Annotated in this window: 17 protein-coding genes; 4 read left to right on the top strand and 13 right to left on the bottom strand. The window is 32.1% G+C overall.

Going from position 1 to position 21,797, the window contains the following annotated elements:
* The first annotated feature begins 28 nt into the window (after positions 1-28).
* From ACJ6WR_RS14385 to rluF, 3 genes are all read left to right on the top strand, one after another.
* A complete protein-coding gene (locus ACJ6WR_RS14385) occupies positions 29-1,195 on the top strand; it encodes a cytochrome P450 (protein ID WP_409415593.1) in 1,167 nt (388 codons plus the stop codon).
* Between the two features lie 15 nt (positions 1,196-1,210).
* Positions 1,211-1,546 carry an antibiotic biosynthesis monooxygenase gene (locus ACJ6WR_RS14380; RefSeq protein ID WP_039112384.1) on the top strand — a complete coding sequence of 112 codons (336 nt, stop codon included), beginning with the start codon at positions 1,211-1,213 and terminating at the stop codon, positions 1,544-1,546.
* Between the two features lie 263 nt (positions 1,547-1,809).
* The gene (gene rluF / locus ACJ6WR_RS14375; RefSeq protein WP_409415592.1) at positions 1,810-2,622 is read left to right on the top strand and encodes a 23S rRNA pseudouridine(2604) synthase RluF; all 813 of its coding nucleotides are present in this window, start codon (positions 1,810-1,812) and stop codon (positions 2,620-2,622) included.
* Between the two features lie 222 nt (positions 2,623-2,844).
* Here rluF and ACJ6WR_RS14370 read toward each other — a convergent pair whose 3' ends face one another.
* From ACJ6WR_RS14370 to ACJ6WR_RS14315, 12 genes are all read right to left on the bottom strand, one after another.
* The gene (locus ACJ6WR_RS14370) at positions 2,845-3,132 is read right to left on the bottom strand and encodes a hypothetical protein (RefSeq protein ID WP_052250155.1); all 288 of its coding nucleotides are present in this window, start codon (positions 3,130-3,132) and stop codon (positions 2,845-2,847) included.
* 87 nt (positions 3,133-3,219) lie between these two features.
* Positions 3,220-3,510, bottom strand: coding sequence for a hypothetical protein (locus ACJ6WR_RS14365; protein ID WP_052250156.1), 291 nt, complete (start codon positions 3,508-3,510; stop codon positions 3,220-3,222).
* Positions 3,511-3,855: 345 nt separating this feature from the next.
* Positions 3,856-4,602 carry a LytR/AlgR family response regulator transcription factor gene (locus ACJ6WR_RS14360; protein WP_409415591.1) on the bottom strand — a complete coding sequence of 249 codons (747 nt, stop codon included), beginning with the start codon at positions 4,600-4,602 and terminating at the stop codon, positions 3,856-3,858.
* Positions 4,595-6,352, bottom strand: coding sequence for an ATP-binding protein (locus ACJ6WR_RS14355; protein WP_409415590.1), 1,758 nt, complete (start codon positions 6,350-6,352; stop codon positions 4,595-4,597). Before ACJ6WR_RS14355 ends, ACJ6WR_RS14360 begins: the two co-directional genes overlap by 8 nt.
* A gap of 86 nt (positions 6,353-6,438) precedes the next feature.
* Positions 6,439-6,912, bottom strand: coding sequence for a hypothetical protein (locus ACJ6WR_RS14350; RefSeq protein ID WP_039119854.1), 474 nt, complete (start codon positions 6,910-6,912; stop codon positions 6,439-6,441).
* 323 nt (positions 6,913-7,235) lie between these two features.
* Positions 7,236-8,117, bottom strand: a complete 882-nt coding sequence (locus tag ACJ6WR_RS14345) for a bifunctional 5,10-methylenetetrahydrofolate dehydrogenase/5,10-methenyltetrahydrofolate cyclohydrolase (RefSeq protein WP_409415589.1) — start codon at positions 8,115-8,117, stop codon at positions 7,236-7,238.
* A 143-nt stretch (positions 8,118-8,260) separates the two neighbouring features.
* Positions 8,261-9,613: a signal recognition particle protein gene (gene ffh / locus ACJ6WR_RS14340; protein WP_039112390.1), complete on the bottom strand. Its 1,353-nt coding sequence runs from the start codon at positions 9,611-9,613 to the stop codon at positions 8,261-8,263.
* 691 nt (positions 9,614-10,304) lie between these two features.
* Positions 10,305-11,990: an MBOAT family O-acyltransferase gene (locus tag ACJ6WR_RS14335; protein WP_409415588.1), complete on the bottom strand. Its 1,686-nt coding sequence runs from the start codon at positions 11,988-11,990 to the stop codon at positions 10,305-10,307.
* 1 nt (position 11,991) lies between these two features.
* Entirely contained in the window at positions 11,992-13,323 is a 1,332-nt protein-coding gene (locus ACJ6WR_RS14330) for a GDSL-type esterase/lipase family protein (RefSeq protein WP_409415587.1), read from the bottom strand.
* Between the two features lie 82 nt (positions 13,324-13,405).
* Positions 13,406-14,884 carry an SGNH/GDSL hydrolase family protein gene (locus tag ACJ6WR_RS14325; RefSeq protein WP_409415586.1) on the bottom strand — a complete coding sequence of 493 codons (1,479 nt, stop codon included), beginning with the start codon at positions 14,882-14,884 and terminating at the stop codon, positions 13,406-13,408.
* Positions 14,885-15,197: 313 nt separating this feature from the next.
* Positions 15,198-16,625 (bottom strand): HmuY family protein, encoded by a 1,428-nt coding sequence (locus tag ACJ6WR_RS14320; RefSeq protein ID WP_323489740.1) that lies wholly within the window; start codon positions 16,623-16,625, stop codon positions 15,198-15,200.
* Positions 16,626-16,632: 7 nt separating this feature from the next.
* A complete protein-coding gene (locus ACJ6WR_RS14315) occupies positions 16,633-18,783 on the bottom strand; it encodes a TonB-dependent receptor plug domain-containing protein (RefSeq protein WP_409415585.1) in 2,151 nt (716 codons plus the stop codon).
* Between the two features lie 106 nt (positions 18,784-18,889).
* Between ACJ6WR_RS14315 and ACJ6WR_RS14310 the strand changes: the two genes are divergently transcribed.
* Positions 18,890-19,795, top strand: a complete 906-nt coding sequence (locus ACJ6WR_RS14310; protein WP_409415584.1) for a DUF6607 family protein — start codon at positions 18,890-18,892, stop codon at positions 19,793-19,795.
* A gap of 59 nt (positions 19,796-19,854) precedes the next feature.
* Here the strand turns inward: ACJ6WR_RS14310 and argS are convergent, their stop codons facing one another.
* Complete coding sequence (argS, locus tag ACJ6WR_RS14305; RefSeq protein ID WP_039111625.1) at positions 19,855-21,636, bottom strand: arginine--tRNA ligase; 1,782 nt, start codon at positions 21,634-21,636, stop codon at positions 19,855-19,857.
* Positions 21,637-21,797: the final 161 nt, after the last annotated feature.

Genomic DNA, 21,797 nt, shown 5'->3' with positions numbered 1-21,797 from the left:
TAAATAACTTTGTTAAAAATCATAATCTATGTCACCTACTTTATTCTTTCAATCAGATATTAAAGACCCGTATGCTATATATAAAACAATGCTTGATGATCATCCTGTCTTTTGGGATGAGGCAAACCAAATTTGGGCAATTTATTCTCATGAATACTGCACAGAAATTCTAAATAGTCTCAACGTAAATATCCCAACTATTAATCCTAATAACGAACAGAAACTTAATGAGCACGCTTTAAAAATCATCAATCATTTATCCCGATTATCAAACGGAACCCAACATGCAATTGCAAAAGAAACTGCAATGATTTTATTTGCCAACATCAAATCAATTGACATTAATCAAATCATTGCCCAATTATTAGATAATGTTTTAATCGAAAACAAAATAGATTGGGTTGGTTCTGTTTGCAAAAAACTTCCAGTTTTGGCTATTTTAAAAAGCTTTGCCTTTGGGCAAGATGATTGCAAATTCATTTCTGAAAAAATAGAACATCTTGTAAAAATAATGCTGCCGAATAAATCTGCAGAACAAGTTCAGGCAATTAATGAAATTTCAGAAAATAGTTATTCAATAGTAAAAAAACACTTATCAAGTCTTAGTTTTTATAAGCCTTTACTAGATAAAATATCCGAATCGCATACTATTTCTTTGGAGGAAACGATAACAATATCTGTAAGCAATTTAATTGGATTGTTGATTCAAAGTTACGATGCTTGCAGAGGTCTTTTGAGTAACTCTTTATTACAAATTATTAATACTCATAATCTAATACCCAAAAACAATATTAATAAAACACAGATACAAAAATTAGTTATTGAAACCCTGCGCTTTGATCCACCAATTCATAATACAAGAAGACTTGCAATTACGGATATTGTATTAGATAAAACTATAATTAAAAAAAATGAAACTCTATTATTGATTCTTGCAGCTGCAAATCGTGACCCAAAAAAATTCGACAATCCTTTAAGTTTTGATATCGAAAGAATCAATAATAATGAGAATCTTACCTTTGGGATTGGAGGTCATATGTGTCTGGCTAAATACTTTTCGATTCATCTTACAACCGAGGCTCTATTATATTTATTTAATAATTATAATACAATTGCAATTCTGGAAAGTAACATTCTGTATGAACCTATGATAAATGCCAGATTACCTAAAAACATCTGGATTTCGATTCAATAATTTAAATTAAACAACATGATAGCAGTAATTTTTGAAGTAATTCCTAACGAAGAAAAAAAACAAGAATATCTTGACATCGCCGCAAGCTTGCGTCCTGAGTTAGATAAAATCTCTGGTTTTATATCTATAGAACGATTTCAGAGTTTTAATGACCCTGGAAAAGTTTTGTCTTTGTCATTTTGGAAAGACGAAGAAAGCATCCAACAATGGAGAAATCTCGAAATGCATCGTAATGCTCAGTCTAAAGGGCGCCAAGAAATTTTTAAAGATTATCATTTAAGAATTGCCGATGTAAAAAGAGATTACGGAATGTTTGACAGAAAAGAAACGCCAAAGGATAGTCCTTTTTAGGAGGTTCAAAGGGACAAAGTTGCAAAGGAACAAAGGTTCTGATCCCGAGGCTTCGGGACTGAGGTTCTGAGGTTCTGAGGTTCTGAGGTTCTGAGGTTCTGAGGTTCTGAGGTTCTGAGGTTCTGAGGTTCTGAGGTTCTGAGGTTAAAAAAAAAGCATTTTGCTTTTTTTTTTAAAGATTTCGAAAAATCTAAAATCTAAAATCTAAGAAGTCTAAGAAGTCTAACAATCTAAGATGTCTATTTTTTGACTACTTTTGCACTATGGAAGAAAATCTAAAACGCCTCAACAAATTCATTGGAGAAACTGGATATTGTTCTCGTCGTGAAGCTGATAAACTAATCGAAGAAGGACGTGTAACCATAAACGGAATTGTACCTGAAATGGGAACGAAAGTTTCACCTGATGACGAAGTACGCATAGACGGAAAGTTAATCGTAGAAAAACACGAAAAACCAGTTTATTTAGCTTTTAATAAACCTGCTGGAATCGAATGTACCACTAATCTGGAGGTTCGTAACAACATTGTAGATTACATTAATTATCCTAAACGTATTTTCCCAATTGGTAGATTGGATAAAGCCAGTGAAGGTTTAATATTTATGACCAATGATGGTGATATTGTAAACAAAATTCTGCGCGCAAGAAATAATCACGAAAAGGAATATACTGTAACTGTAAGTAAACCTATAACGGATCGCTTTATTGAGCGAATGGGAAATGGTGTCCCTATTCTTGATACAGTAACCAAAAAATGTAAAGTAGAGCAAATAAGCAAATATATCTTTAAGATTATCCTGACTCAAGGTTTAAACCGTCAGATTCGAAGAATGGCGGAATATTTAGGCTATGAAGTTACTGCCTTAAAGCGTATTCGTATTATTAATATTTCTCTTGATGTTCCCGTAGGTCGCTACCGTGATTTAACAGATGCTGAAATTAAAGAATTGAATGAGCTTATTGAGCCTTCGAGTAAAACTGAGGAAGCAAGTTTACCTAAGATTGAAACTCCAAAAAGAAAAACTGAATTTATAAAAAGAGACGATCCTCGATTTAAGAAAAGAGGAGAGTATTAAACTCTTGTACTTACAAATCTATATAACAAAGAAAGCCTGGAACTGAAATTCCAGGCTTTTCTTTTTCTACAATCTTATTTTTTACCAACAAGTAATGTTATTTTATGATAATTGAATATTCAACTCCAATTACCTTAATATACATTTTTAAAAATTATTTATTTACTTTTCAGATTCGTTTCTTTTTAAATAGTTTCAAAATTTCACTATTCAAAAAAAATATTAAATCGGTGTTATTCCTGTAAGAACAGGATTTCCAGACAATGGATCATAAATCTCAACGAGAGCTTCATAAGGAAGTCCGGATGAAACAACAGTTGCATTACATTTAAAACGATAATTTGTTCCTGCCACAACCTGCGTTGAAACTGCAGTTGGATTATATTTCACTCCAAGCAAACCGTTCATTGCTTTTCTGAATATTTGTAAATCTTCTGGGGTTGGAGTATGATAAAGTGTCCATCCTCCCAGTAGTGTCTCCGTATTATTTATTAAGGCATTATTTGACATAATTTCTATAGTTTAAATTACTTTAATTACTCTTTAGAATCTTCAGAAATCACTTTTTAAAAAATTGACACTGAACTTTTTTGAGTATTAAATCCTTGTTATTTTCACAACATGCGGGTCACCAACTAGTGGTTTAAAAATCTTCACTATAGCTTCATAAGCAATCTCTGAAGGCGGAATTGACGCAGTACATCTAAAACGATAGTTTATTCCTGCTACCACCTGTGTCGCAACTGCCGTAGGGATATATTTTACTCCAACATAACCTTCTAAGGCTTGTTTAAATAATAATAAATCTGCAGCTGTAGGTTTGCGAAAATCTGTCCATCCGCCTAATATAGGCTCATGGTTTTCTAAGACTTGGGTTTGACTTGACATAATGTTATAATTTAATTGTTCTTGGTCCTACTCATAAGGCTTTTCGGAAACGCCACGTTTCTAAATAGAGCACGAAAACCCTATTTAATGAATTACTTGCCAGATAAATTATCAGGCAAATAAAAAGTCATGGAGAATTAAATTATGCTAGCTTTAATCAATTCCCTATAGTAAAACTATAGCACAATTAAATCTGTAAATAAGAAAATGTCATGAGAACGGAAATCATTGTCATGAAAAGCAAAAAAAGTAGTATGGGATTTTTCCCTAAAGTAAATAAGCAAAAAAACCTCCTTCATATAATATGAATGAGGTTTTAGTTGTAAAGAATTATATAAAGTAAGATTATCTCAATACGCGAAACTTTTTAACGAAATCTCTGTATTTCTCGCTTAGGACAACTTTGTGGTTTCCTTTTAAAACAACGAGATTATCATTGACAATTATCTCTTCTATCTTGCTTAAATTTACAATATAGTTGCGGTGTGTTTGACTAAATTTAGCCGGATCCAAAAACTGAATGATTTTGGTAAGAGATATTAAGATTACAAATTTTTCGACGTCAGTTATTATATTGCAATATCTGTCTTCAACTTCTATATAGACTATATCCTCAATTCTAACTTTTTTTAAAGCTTTATTTTTTTTGATAAAAAGATAGTCGTCACTTATAACGGTATCTTGTTCTTCGCCAACAAAAACATTGGTCTGACCATAAAACTTCTCGACTGCCATTTCTAAGGCATACAAGATTTCTAGTTCGTTAAATGGTTTTAATAAAAAACTAAATGGTTTGGTAAGTTTAGCTCTTTCAAAAATCTGACGATCTTTGGAACTTGTCAGGAAAACAAATGGTTTTAAGCCATTAGGAACAATATTAATTGTTTCTGCAAAAGTAACTCCGTCTGGTTTTCCGTCTAAAAAAACATCTATAACTACAACATCTATCGCATTGTTATAAAACAACGTTAATGCTTCGTTATAAGTAGGCGCAATGCCTACAATATTATAATTATTAGCGGTAAGCACTTTTACAAGCGCATCGCTTTCTGCTGGAGTATCTTCGATAATAAGTACATTTATATTATCCATGATTTTTAAACTTTTGTAATACGATAATTATTTTAGTTCCAACATTTTCTTCACTCTCAATTTCTAATCTACCACCATTTTTATAGATCATACTTTTGCATAATTGCATTCCTAATCCAGTTCCTATTGTATCATCATTTTTCTTTTTAGAAAGTAATGCTGTTTTTTTCAATAGTTCTTCCTGTGTAGAAGCGCTCATCCCTAATCCGGTATCTTCAACAACTAGATAACAAAAATCATCATCTGAATCTCGTGTGTAAATCGAAATCTTGCCATTATCATTGGTAAACTTAATCGCATTATCTAATATATTACGGATAATTATTTTAAGCGAATCCATATCGGCAAATACGTAATCTGTAGTAGAAACTCTATTTTCAAAACTGATGTTTCTATTTATCATTAATGGCTTATAATTATACTCTACATGTTTTACAATTGTCGCCAAATGGAGCGATTCCTGAGAAAAATAGGTTTGTTTCGTTTGTAATAAAGCCCAATTAAGTAAATTGTCTAGCAAATTATAAGCTCCGTTAGCAATCGCACTATTATTATGTAACTGTGTATCTAGCTCGGTATAATTCTTGGTCTCCAGATTCTCAATTAACTTGCTATTACTTGTTTTTAAAGCATTAACCGAAGATCGCAAATCATGACTTACAATAGAGAATAACTTATCTTTTGTAGCATTTAATTTGTCTAACTCTTCTTTTTGAGCCAGGATAATTTTATTATTTTTTATTTTTTGCCTGTAAAAATATACCCCTGTTCCAAACAAGATTAGCAATAAGACTGAAGAAAACAACAAACTATTTCTCTCTGCTATTTTTATCTTATTCTCCGCTTCAAGTATATTTACTTCTTTTTGCTTTTGCTTTACTGCAAATTTCTTTTCCAAATCAGCAATTGCCCAAACTTTATTCTGATCGTTTAAAGAGTCTTTCCACTTTTCGTATTCTTTACGATAGGTTAAAGCCAAAGGGAAATTTTTCCTATTTTCTTCTACTACCGCCATGTTCATTGCAGCAGTTTTTTTTATTCCAAATGATTTTACTTTTTTAGAAAGATGATACCCCTTTTCAAAATAAGGAATTGCCTGACTGTCTTTATATTGTTCATAATACAAAGTAGCAATATCCATATAAGATCCAATTAGCAATAAGGTATCTTTTTCTTTTTCTTGTAATTGGGCACCTTTAAACAAATATTCTTCTGCTTTATCAAAAGTCTTAAGATGTAGATAACACAATCCTATATTATGCAAAACAGTACTTATTTTTAAATCATAAGTAGACACATTTGGTAATTTTTCTATCTGTGTAAAATAATGTAAGGCATTATTAAATTCATTTTGTGCTAATGTAATTTCACCTAATTTCATTTTTACTTTATAAAAAAAATAAAAATTATTAGAAATTTTATTAAACTCTTTTTCAGATTCTTTGAATAGCTTTTTTTCTTTAAAACTAATCCCTCTAAAATAATGACAATAATCTATAAGTTCCTTATTTTTTGCATTACTTATTTCTTTCATTGAGTAAACAAGGGTTGAATCCCAATTACTCTGTCTGAAAAACGTTTGAGCTTTTTTAAAGTTGATATTCTCTTTAAACTTTTCAGATTTTGCTTTTATTGTTATTCCCATTAAATCCCCAACATGTTGCTGCTCTTGAGAAAAAAGAGACAGGGAGAGAAAAAACGATATTGAGACAGCAAATAATCTATTTTTAATCATCGTATTCTTATTCATTACATTTTACAGAATTACAATAATAAAAAGCGTTATAGAATTTTATCCATCCCGCTTTTTTATTTCATATAACAAATCTCTGTTTTTTATCCAGCTTGAACAGTAGTTTCTGTTCCTCTGGATGCTATTGGATCTATATCCCAAAGAAAAGTCTGAATTGTTTTTATTTTTGAAAAATCACCTATGAATGCATATGGATTTGCCTTAAATTTAAGCTCATGGACAGAGAATGTGCACGCATCCTGTTCAGGCATATTATAGGCTATAAAAAATTGCAATTGAGGATTTCCATCAATATCTATATAAGTATTTTGGAAAATATCATATTGAAAAACCTCATTCCTTCTATCTAAATCAACATAGGCAACAATATTTATAGAGAGCGTATCATTCTCTGCATTATAATATGCTTCTACAAGTGGAGACAAAAGCCCTTTAGATTTTCTTTCAGGAAAAGTTACTTTTCCTATCTCAGGATTATTATTTTCAGAAAAAATTTTGGTTCCTGGAGGCATGGTAATTACTTCATTACCTTCAACGTTTAAATTTGTTGTACTCATAATTTTTAAAGTTAGTTAGTTTATAGGTTTGGGTCCTATCAATGGTTAATAAATAAGGTTCGTAGAAATAAAATATTTGCCTAAAAATGCGGGATGAGCAACACTTTATTTCTATTTCAAATATAACAAACATTTTCTTAATAAGTTTTAATCATTAACAAATAACTAGTTAAAAACCTGCAGTTTATCTGATTTATTTACCTTTAATCAAAAAAAATATACTACTATCAATTAATTCTTACAAATTATATAACCGAAAACAAAGCATAAAAAAAGCCTTAAACAAAAGTTTAAGGCTTACTTATATCAATGAGTGAATATATCTATTTTTCAGCTCTCATTTTTCTTGCTAATAATGTATTTTTAAGCAACATAGCAATTGTCATAGGTCCTACTCCACCAGGAACTGGAGTTATAAAAGATGATTTCTTACTTACTTCAGCAAAATCAACATCTCCAGTAATTACATATCCTTTTGGGTTTGTAGCATCTTCAACTCTAGTAATTCCTACGTCGATTACCACAACGCCATCTTTTACCATATGAGCTTTTAGGTAATTTGGAACTCCTAAAGCTGTAATAATAATATCGGCATTTTTAGTAAACTCTTCGATATTCTTTGTTCTACTATGCGTTAAGGTTACTGTCGAATCTCCTGGATTTCCTTTGCGACTCATTAAGATACTCATTGGTCGTCCTACAATATGGCTACGCCCGATAACAACAGTATGTTTCCCTGCAGTTTCTACCTTGTAACGCTCTAATAATTGCATAATCCCGAATGGTGTCGCTGGAATAAAAGTATCCATCTCTAAAGCCATTTTTCCAAAGTTTGTAGGATGGAAACCATCTACATCCTTATCAGGATCAATTGCCATTAAAATCTTTTGTTCGCTGATATGTTTTGGCAAAGGTAACTGAACAATATATCCGTCTAGATTATCATCTTCGTTTAGTTCTTTAATTTTTGCCAATAACTCTACCTCTGTAATTGTTTCAGGTAAACTTACCAAAGTAGAATCGAAACCTATTTGCTGGCAAGATCTTACTTTACTACCTACGTAAGTTAAACTAGCTCCATCGTTACCTACAATCACAGCTGCCAAATGAGGTACTTTTCCTCCAGCATCTTTAATTGCTTGCACTTCTATTGCAATTTCGTTTTTAATATCCTCAGCTGTTTTTTTACCGTCTAGTAGTTGCATTTTTTTTAAAGGGTTTTTAAAGTTTAAGATTTAAAGTTTTTTCGGTTCTAAAGCCTTAAATCAATTTAGTTGTGTTTATATTAAAAAGTTTAAGGTTTAAAATTTCAATTATCTTGAAACTTTAAACCTTACTTATTTTTTTATTATCTCGGCATTCCGCCTGGCATTCCTTTCATGCCTCCCATCATTTTCATTAAATTCTTTCCGCCTGGGCCTTGCATCATTTTCATCATTTTGCTCATTTGGTCGAACTGCTTCATCAGCTGATTTACTTGCTCGATTTTTGTTCCCGAACCTTTTGCGATTCTGGCTTTCCTTTTTACATCGATAACTGCTGGCTTGCTTCTTTCAAGTGGAGTCATCGAGTGTATGATTGCTTCAATATGCTTGAAGGCATCATCTTCGATCTCTACATCTTTCATAGCTTTAGAAGCACCTGGTATCATTCCTACCAAGTCTTTCATATTACCCATTTTCTTTACTTGCTGAATTTGTGACAAGAAATCATCAAAACCAAACTCGTTTTTAGCAATTTTCTTTTGGATTTTTCTTGCTTCTTCTTCGTCAAATTGCTCTTGCGCTCTTTCTACCAACGACACAACATCACCCATACCAAGTATACGCTCTGCCATACGAATAGGATAGAACACATCGATTGCATCCATTTTCTCTCCTGTACCTACAAACTTAATTGGTTTGTTTACTACCGATTTAATAGAAATCGCAGCTCCTCCACGTGTATCACCATCTAATTTAGTAAGGATAACTCCGTCGAAGTTTAATATATCATTAAATGCTTTTGCAGTATTTACAGCATCCTGACCTGTCATGGCATCCACAACAAATAAAGTTTCTTGTGGCTGGATTGCTTTGTGAACACGTGCAATCTCGTCCATCATTTCCTGATCTACGGCTAAACGTCCTGCTGTATCGACAATAACAACATTAAACCCATTAGCTTTAGCATGTTTAATTGCATTTTGTGCAATCTCTACAGGATTTTTATTTTCTGGTTCTGAGTAAACCTCAACACCTATTTGGTCTCCTACAACATGTAATTGGTTTATCGCCGCTGGACGGTAAATATCACACGCTACTAAAAGTGGTTTTTTATTCTTTTTTGTTTTTAAATAATTAGCAAGTTTACCAGAGAATGTAGTTTTCCCTGAACCTTGTAATCCCGACATTAAAATAACGCTTGGAGTACCAGACAAGTTTATCCCTGCTACATCACCACCCATTAATTCAGTAAGTTCGTCTTTTACTAACTTCACCAATAATTGTCCTGGCTGAAGTGTAGTTAAAACGTCTTGTCCAATTGCTTTTTCTTTTACTTTAGTTGTAAAATCTTTAGCAATTTTAAAGTTAACATCGGCATCAAGTAAGGCACGACGAACTTCTTTTAAGGTTTCGGCAACGTTTACTTCTGTAATCTTACCGTGTCCTTTTAATATATGGAAGGCTTTATCTAACTTATCACTTAAATTATCAAACATACTATTTTCTTTATTTGAAGTGCAAAGATAATCTAATTAGACATTTCAGGCAATTTTTATTTAACTACATTTAACCGCAAAGTTCGCAAGGTTTTACGCAAAGATCGCAAGGCTTTTTTTTCACACAATCCGGATAGTTATCAGGAGCGAAACAGCAAAGTTTTTTGTTTCACGCCGATTTTTATAAAACTTTTAATCTTTGGCTTTAAATATTAACCGCAATGTGCGCAAAGTTTTTCGCAAAGTCCGCGAATTTTTTTGTTTGCACGGTCGCAAAATCGTAAGGTTCATTGTTTCTCGCAGATTCCGCAGATTAGGCAGATTATTTTTTACATTAAGCAGAAGAAAAATCAGCTTTATCTGCGAAATCTGCGTGAAAGAAAAAAGCGCAAAAGAATAAACCTTTGCGCCTTTGTAACTTTGCTTCTTTGTACCTTTTCTTTTAAAACTGGAAATAAATATTAACCGCAATGTGCGTAAAGTTTTTCGCAAAGTTCGCGATTTTTTTGTTTGCAAGGTCGCAAAATCGTAAGGTTTCATTGTTTCTCGCAGATTCCGCAGATTAGGCAGATTATTTTTTACATTAAGTAGAAGAAAAATCAGCTTTATCTGCGAAATCTGCCTGAAAGAAAAAAGCGCAAAAGAATAAACCTTTGCGCCTTTGTAACTTTGCTTCTTTGAACCTTAAAAACTAAAACTGGAAGTAAATAAAAGGTTGTGAACCTGCAACTGCTGTTGCGTAAACTATCCAATACACAAATCCTAAAACGATTGCTTTACCGATTAATGGTGTTTTATCAAAAACTAATTTCATTTTGGCTGTAACCACTTCTGGTAAAAAGTGCCATACATAACCAAAAAGCATTAACAAAAACACATTCTTATATCCTAATACAATCGTTTGCCAATGGTCTGGTTCGAATGTTAACTGTCCGATATTGTTGATTACTTGTATTGCTGTATCAAAATCTTTTGCACGGAAGAATATCCAACAGAAAACCACAAAATGGAATGTTAGTACAATTGAGAAGAATTTCCAGATTGCACTAAATCCGTTACTTTCTTTTTTAGAAGGGAAAAGTTCTACAAATATTTTATGAACTGCTAATGCCAACCCGTGTAATGCACCCCAAATGATAAACTGTGCTCCCGCTCCATGCCACAATCCTCCTAAAAGCATTGTTGTAAACAGGTTAAAATTAGTTACCATGGTTTGCTTTAATTTGTTTGAAAGCAAAAATGACAAACAAAAAACAGCGACTCCTCCAACAGCAATTACTAACGGAATTATACTTTCGGCAGTATTTGTTATTCCCCAAAGTAACAATCCGAAAAAGAATAAACTCGGGAATAAAAATCCTGCGAATGTTCCTTCTCTGTTTCCTCCGATAGATATATACAAGAAGTCTTTTAACCAAGTGGATAATGAAATATGCCATCTTCTCCAGAAATCAGTAATCGATACCGATTTATAAGGTGTTCTAAAGTTGGCTGGTAATTTAAACCCAAGCAATAATGCAATACCAATTGCCATATCTGAGTATCCAGAGAAATCGCAATAAATTTGGATTGCATATCCATAAGATGCCATTAAATTCTCAAATGAGGTATAACTCATAGGTGAATCGAAAACACGATCTACAAAGTTTACCGAGATATAATTAGAGATTACCGTTTTCTTAATTAAACCTCCAATGATAAGAAACAACGCATTATTTACGTCTGCCTTTGTAAGGTTTAATTTTTGATAAATCTGTGGTAAGAAATCCTTAGCTCTTACAATCGGCCCAGCAACTAATTGTGGGAAGAATGAAACGAAGAATAAATATTCGATATAATTTTTTGTTGGTTTAATCTCTTCACGATATATCTCGATAATATAACTCATCGATTGAAACGTGTAAAAAGAAATCCCAACTGGAAGGAAAATATCATGAAGCTCAAAATTACCATGAAACATATCATTGTAGGTAACTATCATAAAGTTCATGTACTTAAAATACCCAAGTAATCCTAAGTTTAGGATAACACTTATTATCAAGTATATTTTCTTTCGGCTTTTTACACTTTCATTATATATTATCTGACTCAAGCCATAGTCTACAACCGAAGAAAGTAACAATAACAAGAAATATATTCCGCTTGACTTATAATAGAAGAAAAGCGAGAATAGAATAACATATGTTAATCTTAGATAAAATGTCTTGCGCAAAAAGGCATACACAAAATAAAAAACCAGAAATAATCCTAAGAATAATCCTGTGTTGAATAATAATTTTTCTTCTGGGTTATATATAAACCAACCCTTAACCTGTTCTAATGTAAGTGCACCAAAATTTTGAACGAACCAATCATTAATGCTATCAACTGTTATCAACTTATTTTTTTAATTTAAAATTATCGTATTCGTTTAATAATGCTTTCGAAAACAAGCTTCCCTGTTTTTCATATCCGTTTTTAGAATAATGTACCCAATCTGGACCAATTAATCCTTGGGCTTTTAATTTCCCAATACCACTCATTCCTCCAAACTCGTTATACAAATCCCAAACTGCCAAACCATCTGTTTGAGCCGTTTCATAAATATGTTTTGTATAATCGGCTACAAACGTATTTGGTTTTCTTCCTTTTAACAGCGATGGCGGTGGCGTCATAACTAGTACAGGAACATGAATGTTTTGTTCTTTTAACTTACTTATAAACTCACGTAGTTGCTTTATGTAACCTGAAGCTTCTAATCGGTCATAACTTTCGTTTGTTCCTAATGACAACACTATCATATCTGGATGTAACGATTTTACTTGCTCAAAGAAAACAGGGTATTTATTATAATCCGAAAATTTAGCTCCGTTTACCCCAATACTGCTATAAATTACTCCTGGAGAATTCTTCTCAAGAATTAACCCATTAAGCTCATATTTCTTAGCATCCTTATTTGGAATAAGATAGATTTTATCTAATGCTTTTTCGGTATTGTAATAATGAGTAAACGAATCTGATTCTATATCCAAAGGAACATACTCTGATTGTGAGATTGTTTTAGGACGTGTTTCATTTGTTACAATCTTAAGGGTTCTACCCGCTCTAATTGCATTCGATTTTAAATGATTTGCTCTTTTAATTTCTGCAATCGAAACATTATATTTATCTGCAATAACCGAGATTGCTTCTCCTTTTTTTATTTTATGTGTAATTACTTTTTTCTCCGAAGATTGAATCATATTAGTTTGAATGCGAGTTGCCAAATCAAACATATGCTGGTTTTGCGGTGTAATTATCTTTATAGTATTAAAGTTGTACGCTGGATCTTTTACATTAACCTCAATTACAAAACCATCTGTATTTCTCCAAAGTGCGATTCCGCTTAACCCCATTGGGCAGTTTTTCTCCGGAAGTATGTTTCGGTAACTTTCCCAACTTTTATTAGAACGAAAGCGTTCATTATAAGAACCGTTGGTTTTTGCTAATGAATACGGAAAAATAAAACCTCTTCCTCCATTTCCTAGTTCTTTCTGGAGATCTTTACGAATCTCGTTTGTCATCAAATCACTCTGAATGTGTGAATCTCCGATATGAACAATGTTTATTTTATGATTCCCTTGATTCTCATTGCTTTTTAATTTCTTAAAGAAATCCTCTAAAACCTTTGCATTATAAATTTGACTCCCTGATATAGGCTCAACAGTTGTTGTATCGATTTTGTCAGTCATCTTTTTAGTTATTAAAATTGGCTCGGTTTTTTGCGCTTTGTTATTAGACGCAAAAAGAAGACAACAAAAGAAAATAATAAGTTTATTCATCTACACTATCGTTTATTACAGATACGGAATCTGTATTCGTTTTCCTGACTGTTTTGCCTTTTCTTATGTCCGCTTCTCTTTTTTCGCGCAAAACTTTATATTGTTCGTAACCTTGATTCAATTGCTCATAAAGTAACCCACCAATTGCTTTGGCTCCACGCTGATTAAAATGTGTATAATCTTTATTCGCTTTTGCTGGTGCTTCATCTACCCATTTTACCATAGAACCATCTCCACCCATCAACGTATATAAATTAACAAATCCAGATTCAGTTTCTAAAGCGTAACGCTTTTGAGCTTTCATTAAAGGAACAACTGCCGAATCGGTTTTCATTTGCATATCATATTTTGTCGATTTATCTGCAGTAGAGATAATCAAAATAGAAACTCCTGGAAAAGATGCCTTTATTTTATTAACAGCTTTAGTCATTCCTTTTCCGTACCAAGAATAATTTTTTGTACCATAATTTAAAACGTTGGTTCCGTAATGAAGAATGATTAAATCATATTTTAAATTGGCATTGAAACTTTGCATTACATTGGCATCAAAAATAGAAATTGGCATTCCCGAATTTCCTCTTTGCGAAAAGTTATCTACATGAACTCCGCTACCATTATCAAAATTGAAGCCATAAATAGGAATAGAATCTGCGTGGACAAAATTAGCTTTAAATGCTTTAATGCTTTTAGAAGTTACTTTTATAGTGTTGACCAAATTATTTGGAGCAAGACTTTTGGATATAGTGTCTTTTCCGATTATAAAATTCACTTTTCCAGTTTTTGATGATCTTCCGTAATATAAGGTTGGATTATCTAGACTAGTCGCAAATTTATTTAAACCTGCCTCATAAGAAACCCATGTAGAATTTGACTTATCATTTGCAAAAAACACGTGTCCGTTTACACCAAAAGGACTTGTTGGTCTCTTTACATTAAGATACGATTGCATTTTCCAGTTTTTGGAATATAGCGCTTTTACTGAAGCTCTTGATGCAGCTGACTCTGAAGTTATAGAAACAAATCCAACTCCTGTACCTCCAAATCTTTCTTGATATTTGTTTCGAACATCTTGTACAATTAAATCTCCATCGGTCATAGAATCGCCATAATATGCAATCCTCACTTTTGCCTCAGGATGTTTTTCTAATTGATATAATTTATCGTAAAAAGAAATCAGGTATTGATATCCTTTATAATTATCGAAAGTTTCTGAAGGGAATTCGATTCCTTCATTAGCATTAAAAACGATATTTCCCCCTGCTTCATCATCAGCATCGGTGCTATCATTTTTTTTAGATACGCCTTCTTTTTCAAACGATTCTAAAAGCATACTATCTACAAGTACGTTTTTGGAGTCGACTTTACTTTCAGGAAAAATTTTATCTGGTAATATTTGTTTAAAACCAATGAAAGCTACAAATGCTAATGCTACTATTGCAAAAGACTGAAAAAAATAAGATTTTGTATTCACTTGTAATTATAAATTTTGAAGAATAAAATCAATAAGAGCTCCATTATCCAAATTTCCTATTAATTTAATTAAAACGTTTGCAAAGATAGAATAAACAATAAATCTATTATTCCTTTTTTACGATTAAATAAAAATAAAAAAGAGGCTAGATAAATCCAGCCTCTTTCCAAAAAAAAAAATAAAAAAAACCAAGTTACTATCTAAATTGAATTTAAACATAGTCTTGTTATTAAGATTGATAAGTTACAACCCTACCACATGAAATAACTTACCAATCTTTTTATTTCCATAAAATGGAATCGTTTTTATATGATTATTTTAATAATGCATATTGGAATTTCGGATATCCTCTTTCACCTTTTTCATTCATTCCAGCAGTGAATTTCAATTTATAAACATTTCCTGCAGGGTCTTTAACAACGTAAAAACGATCCGTTCTTAAAACAAATTGAGGAACTGGAAGACCATTAGGCCCCATTATACTTGTACCTCGCCAGTTTGAACCAATGTTTCTCTGATCTTCTGTAAATTTAGCACTTTCTACATTCGCCAATGTAAAGCTATCGTATGTTAGAGCTCCTGAAACAAGTACTTGATATGCTTTTGCATCACCTCTAAGATTATTAACCACATAATCTGGATAATGGTAAGGTGCTAAACCTGATGGCCCACCTGGGATTACGTTAACAAATGTTGTGATATTAATATCCCATTGATTTTTTTGTGGCTCTACATTAACCGTTTTCTTATCCAATAAACTGAAAAATGTAAAATTATAGGCTGCATTTTTAGAAATTATTACTTCTTGATGCGTTGTAGATGCAATATCTGCATACTGAACTTTATAATCATTCCCACTTCTTAATATTCTAACCTTTTTCCATCCTCTTGATGCACCTGACCCAATTCCTTCTGATCCAAGTTCTGGAACTGTTGTACCAGGATTACTTCCCATATTAATTAAATACACTTTATTTTCTCCATCTGTAGCCGAAACTTCAGCAATTGCAGTTTTCAAAATATTTCCATCAGGACCATCTACTTGATCTGGCGAACCTGACCCTTGAGCAATAATCATAGTTTCATCAGCAACCTGTACTTCATCTATGTTTACAGTCGTAAGTTTTTTAACCGACATCTTCACTGTATTATTTAATACAACTCTAAAATCTTTACCAGAATAAAAACCTAAATCCCAAGAAACTCTTGCCACTTTTGTCATTGCACCACTACTCAAATCAATATAAACTTGATTCGCTTCAGTAGGTCCTCCAAATTCTGGAGCTAAAGCCGTTCCTAACGAAGCTGTCTCGTTAAAATTTAATTGCATTGTTTTATTACCTACTACATTAGCATTAATTGAGGAACCTGTAATAGTAAAGATTACATTTTTTACTTCAGTTCCAATTGCTTTTTTAATTCTATTAAAAGTAAACTCAACAGAGGTTGCGCTTTGTACAAAAGGTACTGTTATCTTATTTTCTACAACTGCAGGAACTGTTGTGAAATCTGTAGTATAAACTGCTGCCGTTGTTGTGTAGGTAAGCGTCAATGATCCAGCTGTAGGAGTCGGAGCTGAAAATTTTATCTGAATTGGCGTCAAATCGCTTGTTAAGTTATATGAAGGCTCGGCAAATGCAACAGACAGTGTCTGCTCATCACTATTATTGTCATCATTGCTATTACACGCTGTGAAAGCAAGTAATACAAAAGAAAGCATTAAAAATAGATTTTTTTTCATGATTATATTAATTAAAATTAAGGTTATACGTGAGTTTAAGAAAATATGAACGCCCATACCCAAGCAATACATCGGTTCCTCCACTTGAGTGAGCTCCCGAAGAAGATCCTCCTTGCGTTAAAGTGACACTTTTAACATCAAGAATATTTCTTGCTCCTATAGTTACATCTAATTGTTTCTTGAAAAACGATTGTCTAATTGATGCATCCATCCAACTATATGGCATTAATTCGGTTAGAAAAAATTGTGTATTTGTTCCATCACTTGCAGCAACATAGCGTTGCTCTTTTCCATTGTATTTATAATAAGCAGAAAACATTGTTCCCCATTTAGGAAGAGTATAAGAAATACTAGAATTTAGTTGCAATGAATACAAAAAATTATCGTCTGAACTAATATCTAGAGCAGCAAGGTCTATTTTTTGTGAAATCCCAACCAATGCTACCCCTACTTTGGCATTCCAACTTTTATAAGCAAATTGTTGGGTCGAAGATATATTCCACATTTGATATTTATCGATATTCAGATATTTATAATTCTGGGTTGGAACTACTTGAGACAATACTAAACTAATTCTATCATCAACATCTAAATAAGTTACAGCAAGATTGCTTGAAAGTTGTGCTCCAGAATTAAAGCGACAAGACCTTTTTAAACTCACTTCATACGAAGTACTTGTTTCGGGAACTAAATTTTGATTACCTTGAACATTATGATTCGAATCTACAAAATAGGTATAAAGCTCATCGAAGTTCGGAGTTCTATACGAGCTTCCTATCGAAGCCCTAGCTTCCAGCCCGCGTTTAAAAAGATATCTTAACCCTAATGAACTTGCATATTGGTTATCAAATTTTGATTGAAAAGAATATCTAATTCCTGGACGTATAGAAAACTTATCTGTAAAATTAATTTCGGCAACAGTAAAAATATCGTAGTTTTCTAAACGTGCTCTAACATCTTTTGCTTGCTTTTGGTCATCCTTAAAACTTCCAGAAGCTGAATTGTAAAATCCATTTTCATTTGTAATCTCATAACCAATCTGTAAATCGACTTTTTTATCATCAAAAAAATTATTTACAGTTCCTGTAGAATATAAAACTTCGTTAGATTGATATGTTTTTCGATCATTTCCCCATTCTTTATGGGTTTCCATCTGATAATTAAATTTTTCAATATCTCGATCTTGCTTTTGATGAGAAATTGAAACGTTATAATTTAATTTTGAGAAAAGTTTACCATATGAATTTAAATGGTTGTAATATCTATTAGATATAAAACGTTTATCATTTGCAAAATATGTTTCAGGAAAAGGGTAATTAACTTGGGGAATTAATATAGGATTGTAATAATCTACATTTTCACTATAATAATCAAATTTGTAAAAAATTCTAAAATCATTTTTTTTATAACCGATCAAAGCATTCCCTACAAGTTGTTCTTTAGGAAGCCAGCTATACCCTCTTAAACCGTTTCCGACAGCATAATCTTTTCCTTTTTTATCATCAAAATATCCTGCAAAATCGTTTCGATTTCCTCCTATCGAAACAAACCAATTCTCATTAAAATTATGTGCTATTTTTGCCGATTGAATATGTCGTCCTTTATCAAAAAATGCAAATTCATCTGCCACAGTTTCTTCTTGAGCTGTAACACTAATCTCCCATTTGTGAGCTGCTTTCTTTTTTGTAATAATATTAAGGACTCCTGTTACTGCATTTGCTCCATGGGTAACTCCCATCGACCCTTCGATAATCTCTATACGTTCTACATCATCAAGATTAACCTGGGTTAAATCAACATTGTTTCCCATTCCTGTATCACTTATTAAGGGGACATTATCTACTAAAATTTTAAAATATTGAGAGTCTAATCCAAACATTGAAACCGTAGAACGACCATCACTTCCACTTGTTCTTATAGAAATATTCAAATACTGATTTAAAACATCAGCAAGATTATTTGCTGCCAATTGCTTTATATCCTGCTCTGAGATTACACGCACATTAAACACTGACTTCTTTATAGATTGTGGTTCAAATTGTCCAGTAACTACAACTTCTGATAATTCATTTGCACGAATACTGTCTTTCTGTTTTTCCTGTGCAGAAAGTGTTTCACAAAATACAAGGGCAATAAATAAGATAATTTTAATTTTCATTATTTTTAATTGGTCTTAATAATCTTGGCAAAGATATAATTATTTTAATTCAATCTAAATAAAATTTATATATTTGCTAAAAATTTTAAATCAAAAAAAACAAGTTATGATTACAAAAAGCCTCTGTTTATCAGCCGTTATGGTGTTATCTGCAAATTTTGGATTTAGCCAGGAATCTAAAAAACAACAAGATATTAAATCGATAAAATCGATGTGTGGTTGTTATGAAGTGAAATTTAATTTTACTGAAACATTTAAGTATTCTAAAGATTCAATCAATTACAAGTCTTCACCGACTAAACATGAATCTGCTTTAGAATGGGTAGAATTATTAGAAGACACCCCTAACAAAATTGTAATGCAACACTTATTGATAGTAAGTGACGATATGATTATTAAACACTGGAGACAAGATTGGTTGTATGAGAACACTGACTTGTATTTATTTGATAAAGGAACTTCTTGGAAATATAAAAAATTAGATAAAAAAGACGTAAAAGGTCAATGGAGTCAAAAAGTATATCAGGTAGATGATAGTCCAAGATATGAAGGATCTTCAACATGGGTACATGTAGATGGGCAAGATTACTGGGCAAATGTTACAGATGCTCCACTACCTCGTAGAGAACATACAATACGTAATGATTATAATGTTTTAAAAAGAAGAAACATTCATGAAATTACTGCTACAGGATGGAATCATGAGCAAGACAATGACAAATTAGTTCGCGATGATAGCGGAAAAGATGTTTTGTTAGCTCAAGAAAAAGGAATGGATGTATACACTAAAGTTGCAGATATTAAATGTATCGCTGGTCAAAAATGGTGGAAGGAAAACAACGCACTTTGGAAAAATGTTCGTGATAAATGGCAAACTCTTTTTGACAGACATCAAGATTTAAACCTAGAAGCTAAAGTAGATAGAAAAGCACTTTACTCTCTTTTGTTTGATTTAAAACCTACTGCAACAAAAGCAGAAACGGATGCAATCATCAACAAATTTGTAAAATAAATATTTTTAGTTAGTTATAAAAAGAGCCGTTAGTTTAATACTAACGGCTCTTTTTTATTTTACATTCTTTCAGGAACTTCTATTCCTAATAAGCTGAAACTAGATTTTATAATCTCTCCTACTTTTTGAGAGAATTGAACTCTGAATATTTTTTTGGTCAAATCCTCTTCTCCTAATATATGTACTGATTGATAAAATGAGTTGTATTCTTTTACCAAATCATACGTATAATTAGCAATTAATGCCGGACTATGATTATGAGCTGCATTTTGGATTACTTCTGGGAAAAGTTCGATTTGTTTTACCAATTCTTTTTCTTTCTCATGAAGCTCTTCGATTCCAGTTAATGTAACAGAAAAATCAAAATCGGCTTTACGAATAATCGATTGTATCCTTGCATAAGTATATTGAATAAACGGCCCTGTGTTTCCAGCAAAATCTACAGACTCTTCTGGATTAAATAAGATACGCTTTTTAGGATCTACTTTTAAGATATAATATTTTAAAGCACCAAGTCCTATTGTACTATATAGTTTTGCTTTTTCATCGGCAGAGAAACTATCTAATTTCCCTAAGCCTTCTGAAATTTCCTGAGCTGTATCGGTCATCTCCTGCATTAAATCATCGGCATCAACAACAGTTCCTTCACGGCTTTTCATTTTACCAGAAGGTAAATCTACCATTCCGTATGATAAATGATATAAACTTGAAGCCCAATCAAAACCTAATTTTTGAAGAATTAAGAACAACACTTTAAAATGGTAATCTTGCTCATTCCCTACAGTATAAACCATTCCTCCTACATCTGGATGATCTTTTACTCGCTGGATTGCTGTACCAATATCTTGTGTCATATAAACTGCTGTTCCATCTGAACGAAGTACAATTTTACGATCTAAACCTTCATCGGTTAAATCAATCCAAACTGAACCATCTGGATCTTTTTCAAAAATTCCTTTATCCAAACCGATCTGTACAACATCTTTTCCTAATAAATAAGTATTGCTTTCGTAGTAGTAACTATCAAAATTTACTCCTAGATTTTTATATGTAATAGCAAAACCATCATAAACCCATTGGTTCATTTTTGCCCAAAGTTCTTTAACAGCTTTATCTCCTGCTTCCCATTTTAAAAGCATTTCTTGTGCTTCTAATATTATCGGCGCTTGTTTCTTTGCTTCATCTTCGGTTTTACCAGCTTGCATTAATTCATTAATCTGCTCTTTATAAACCTTATCAAACTTCACATAATAGTTCCCAACCAGTTTGTCTCCTTTTAAACCTGTACTTTGGGGAGTTTCTCCATTTCCAAATTTTTCCCAAGCCAACATCGATTTACAAATATGGATTCCTCTGTCGTTTATAATTTGAGTTTTATATACTTTTTTACCTGCAGCTTTGATAATCTCGGCAACTGAGTATCCTAACAAATTGTTACGAACGTGACCTAAGTGCAATGGTTTATTTGTATTTGGCGAAGAATATTCTACAATAATTGCTTTATCAGAAGGATTAGGTTCTACAAAACCATATTTTTTTCCATCTTTTATACCATTAAAGAAATTTACATAATAGGTATCGGCAATTACAATATTTAAGAAACCAGAAACCACATTAAAACGGGCAACCTCTGGAAGATTTTCTACAAGATAATTCCCTATTTTATTCCCTAACTCAACAGGATTACTTTTAATCACTTTTAGTAAAGGAAAAATAACCATTGTAATATCGCCTTCAAACTCTTTTCGGGTAGTTTGATATTCGATTTTATCTACGGTTACTTCAAATAAGGCTTGTATTGCTTTTTGTATAGAAGGCGTAAGAATTTGTGATAATGACATGTAAACTTAGTTTTAAAGTGTGCAAATATACTGCTTATTCATCAATTACAGAAAATGTGAAAGGTTTAAAATCTATGATAAGAAGTTCTCATATTTTAAAAAATAATTAAGACTCATTACAAATAACAACCTTAAATACCTGAAAAACAAAGAAAAAACAA

The sequence above is a fragment of the Flavobacterium sp. PS2 genome, assembly GCF_046250155.1.
GTDB lineage: Bacteria > Bacteroidota > Bacteroidia > Flavobacteriales > Flavobacteriaceae > Flavobacterium.
The sequence above is the reverse complement of the archived record's forward strand: the minus strand, read 5'-3'. Positions and strand labels throughout refer to the sequence as shown.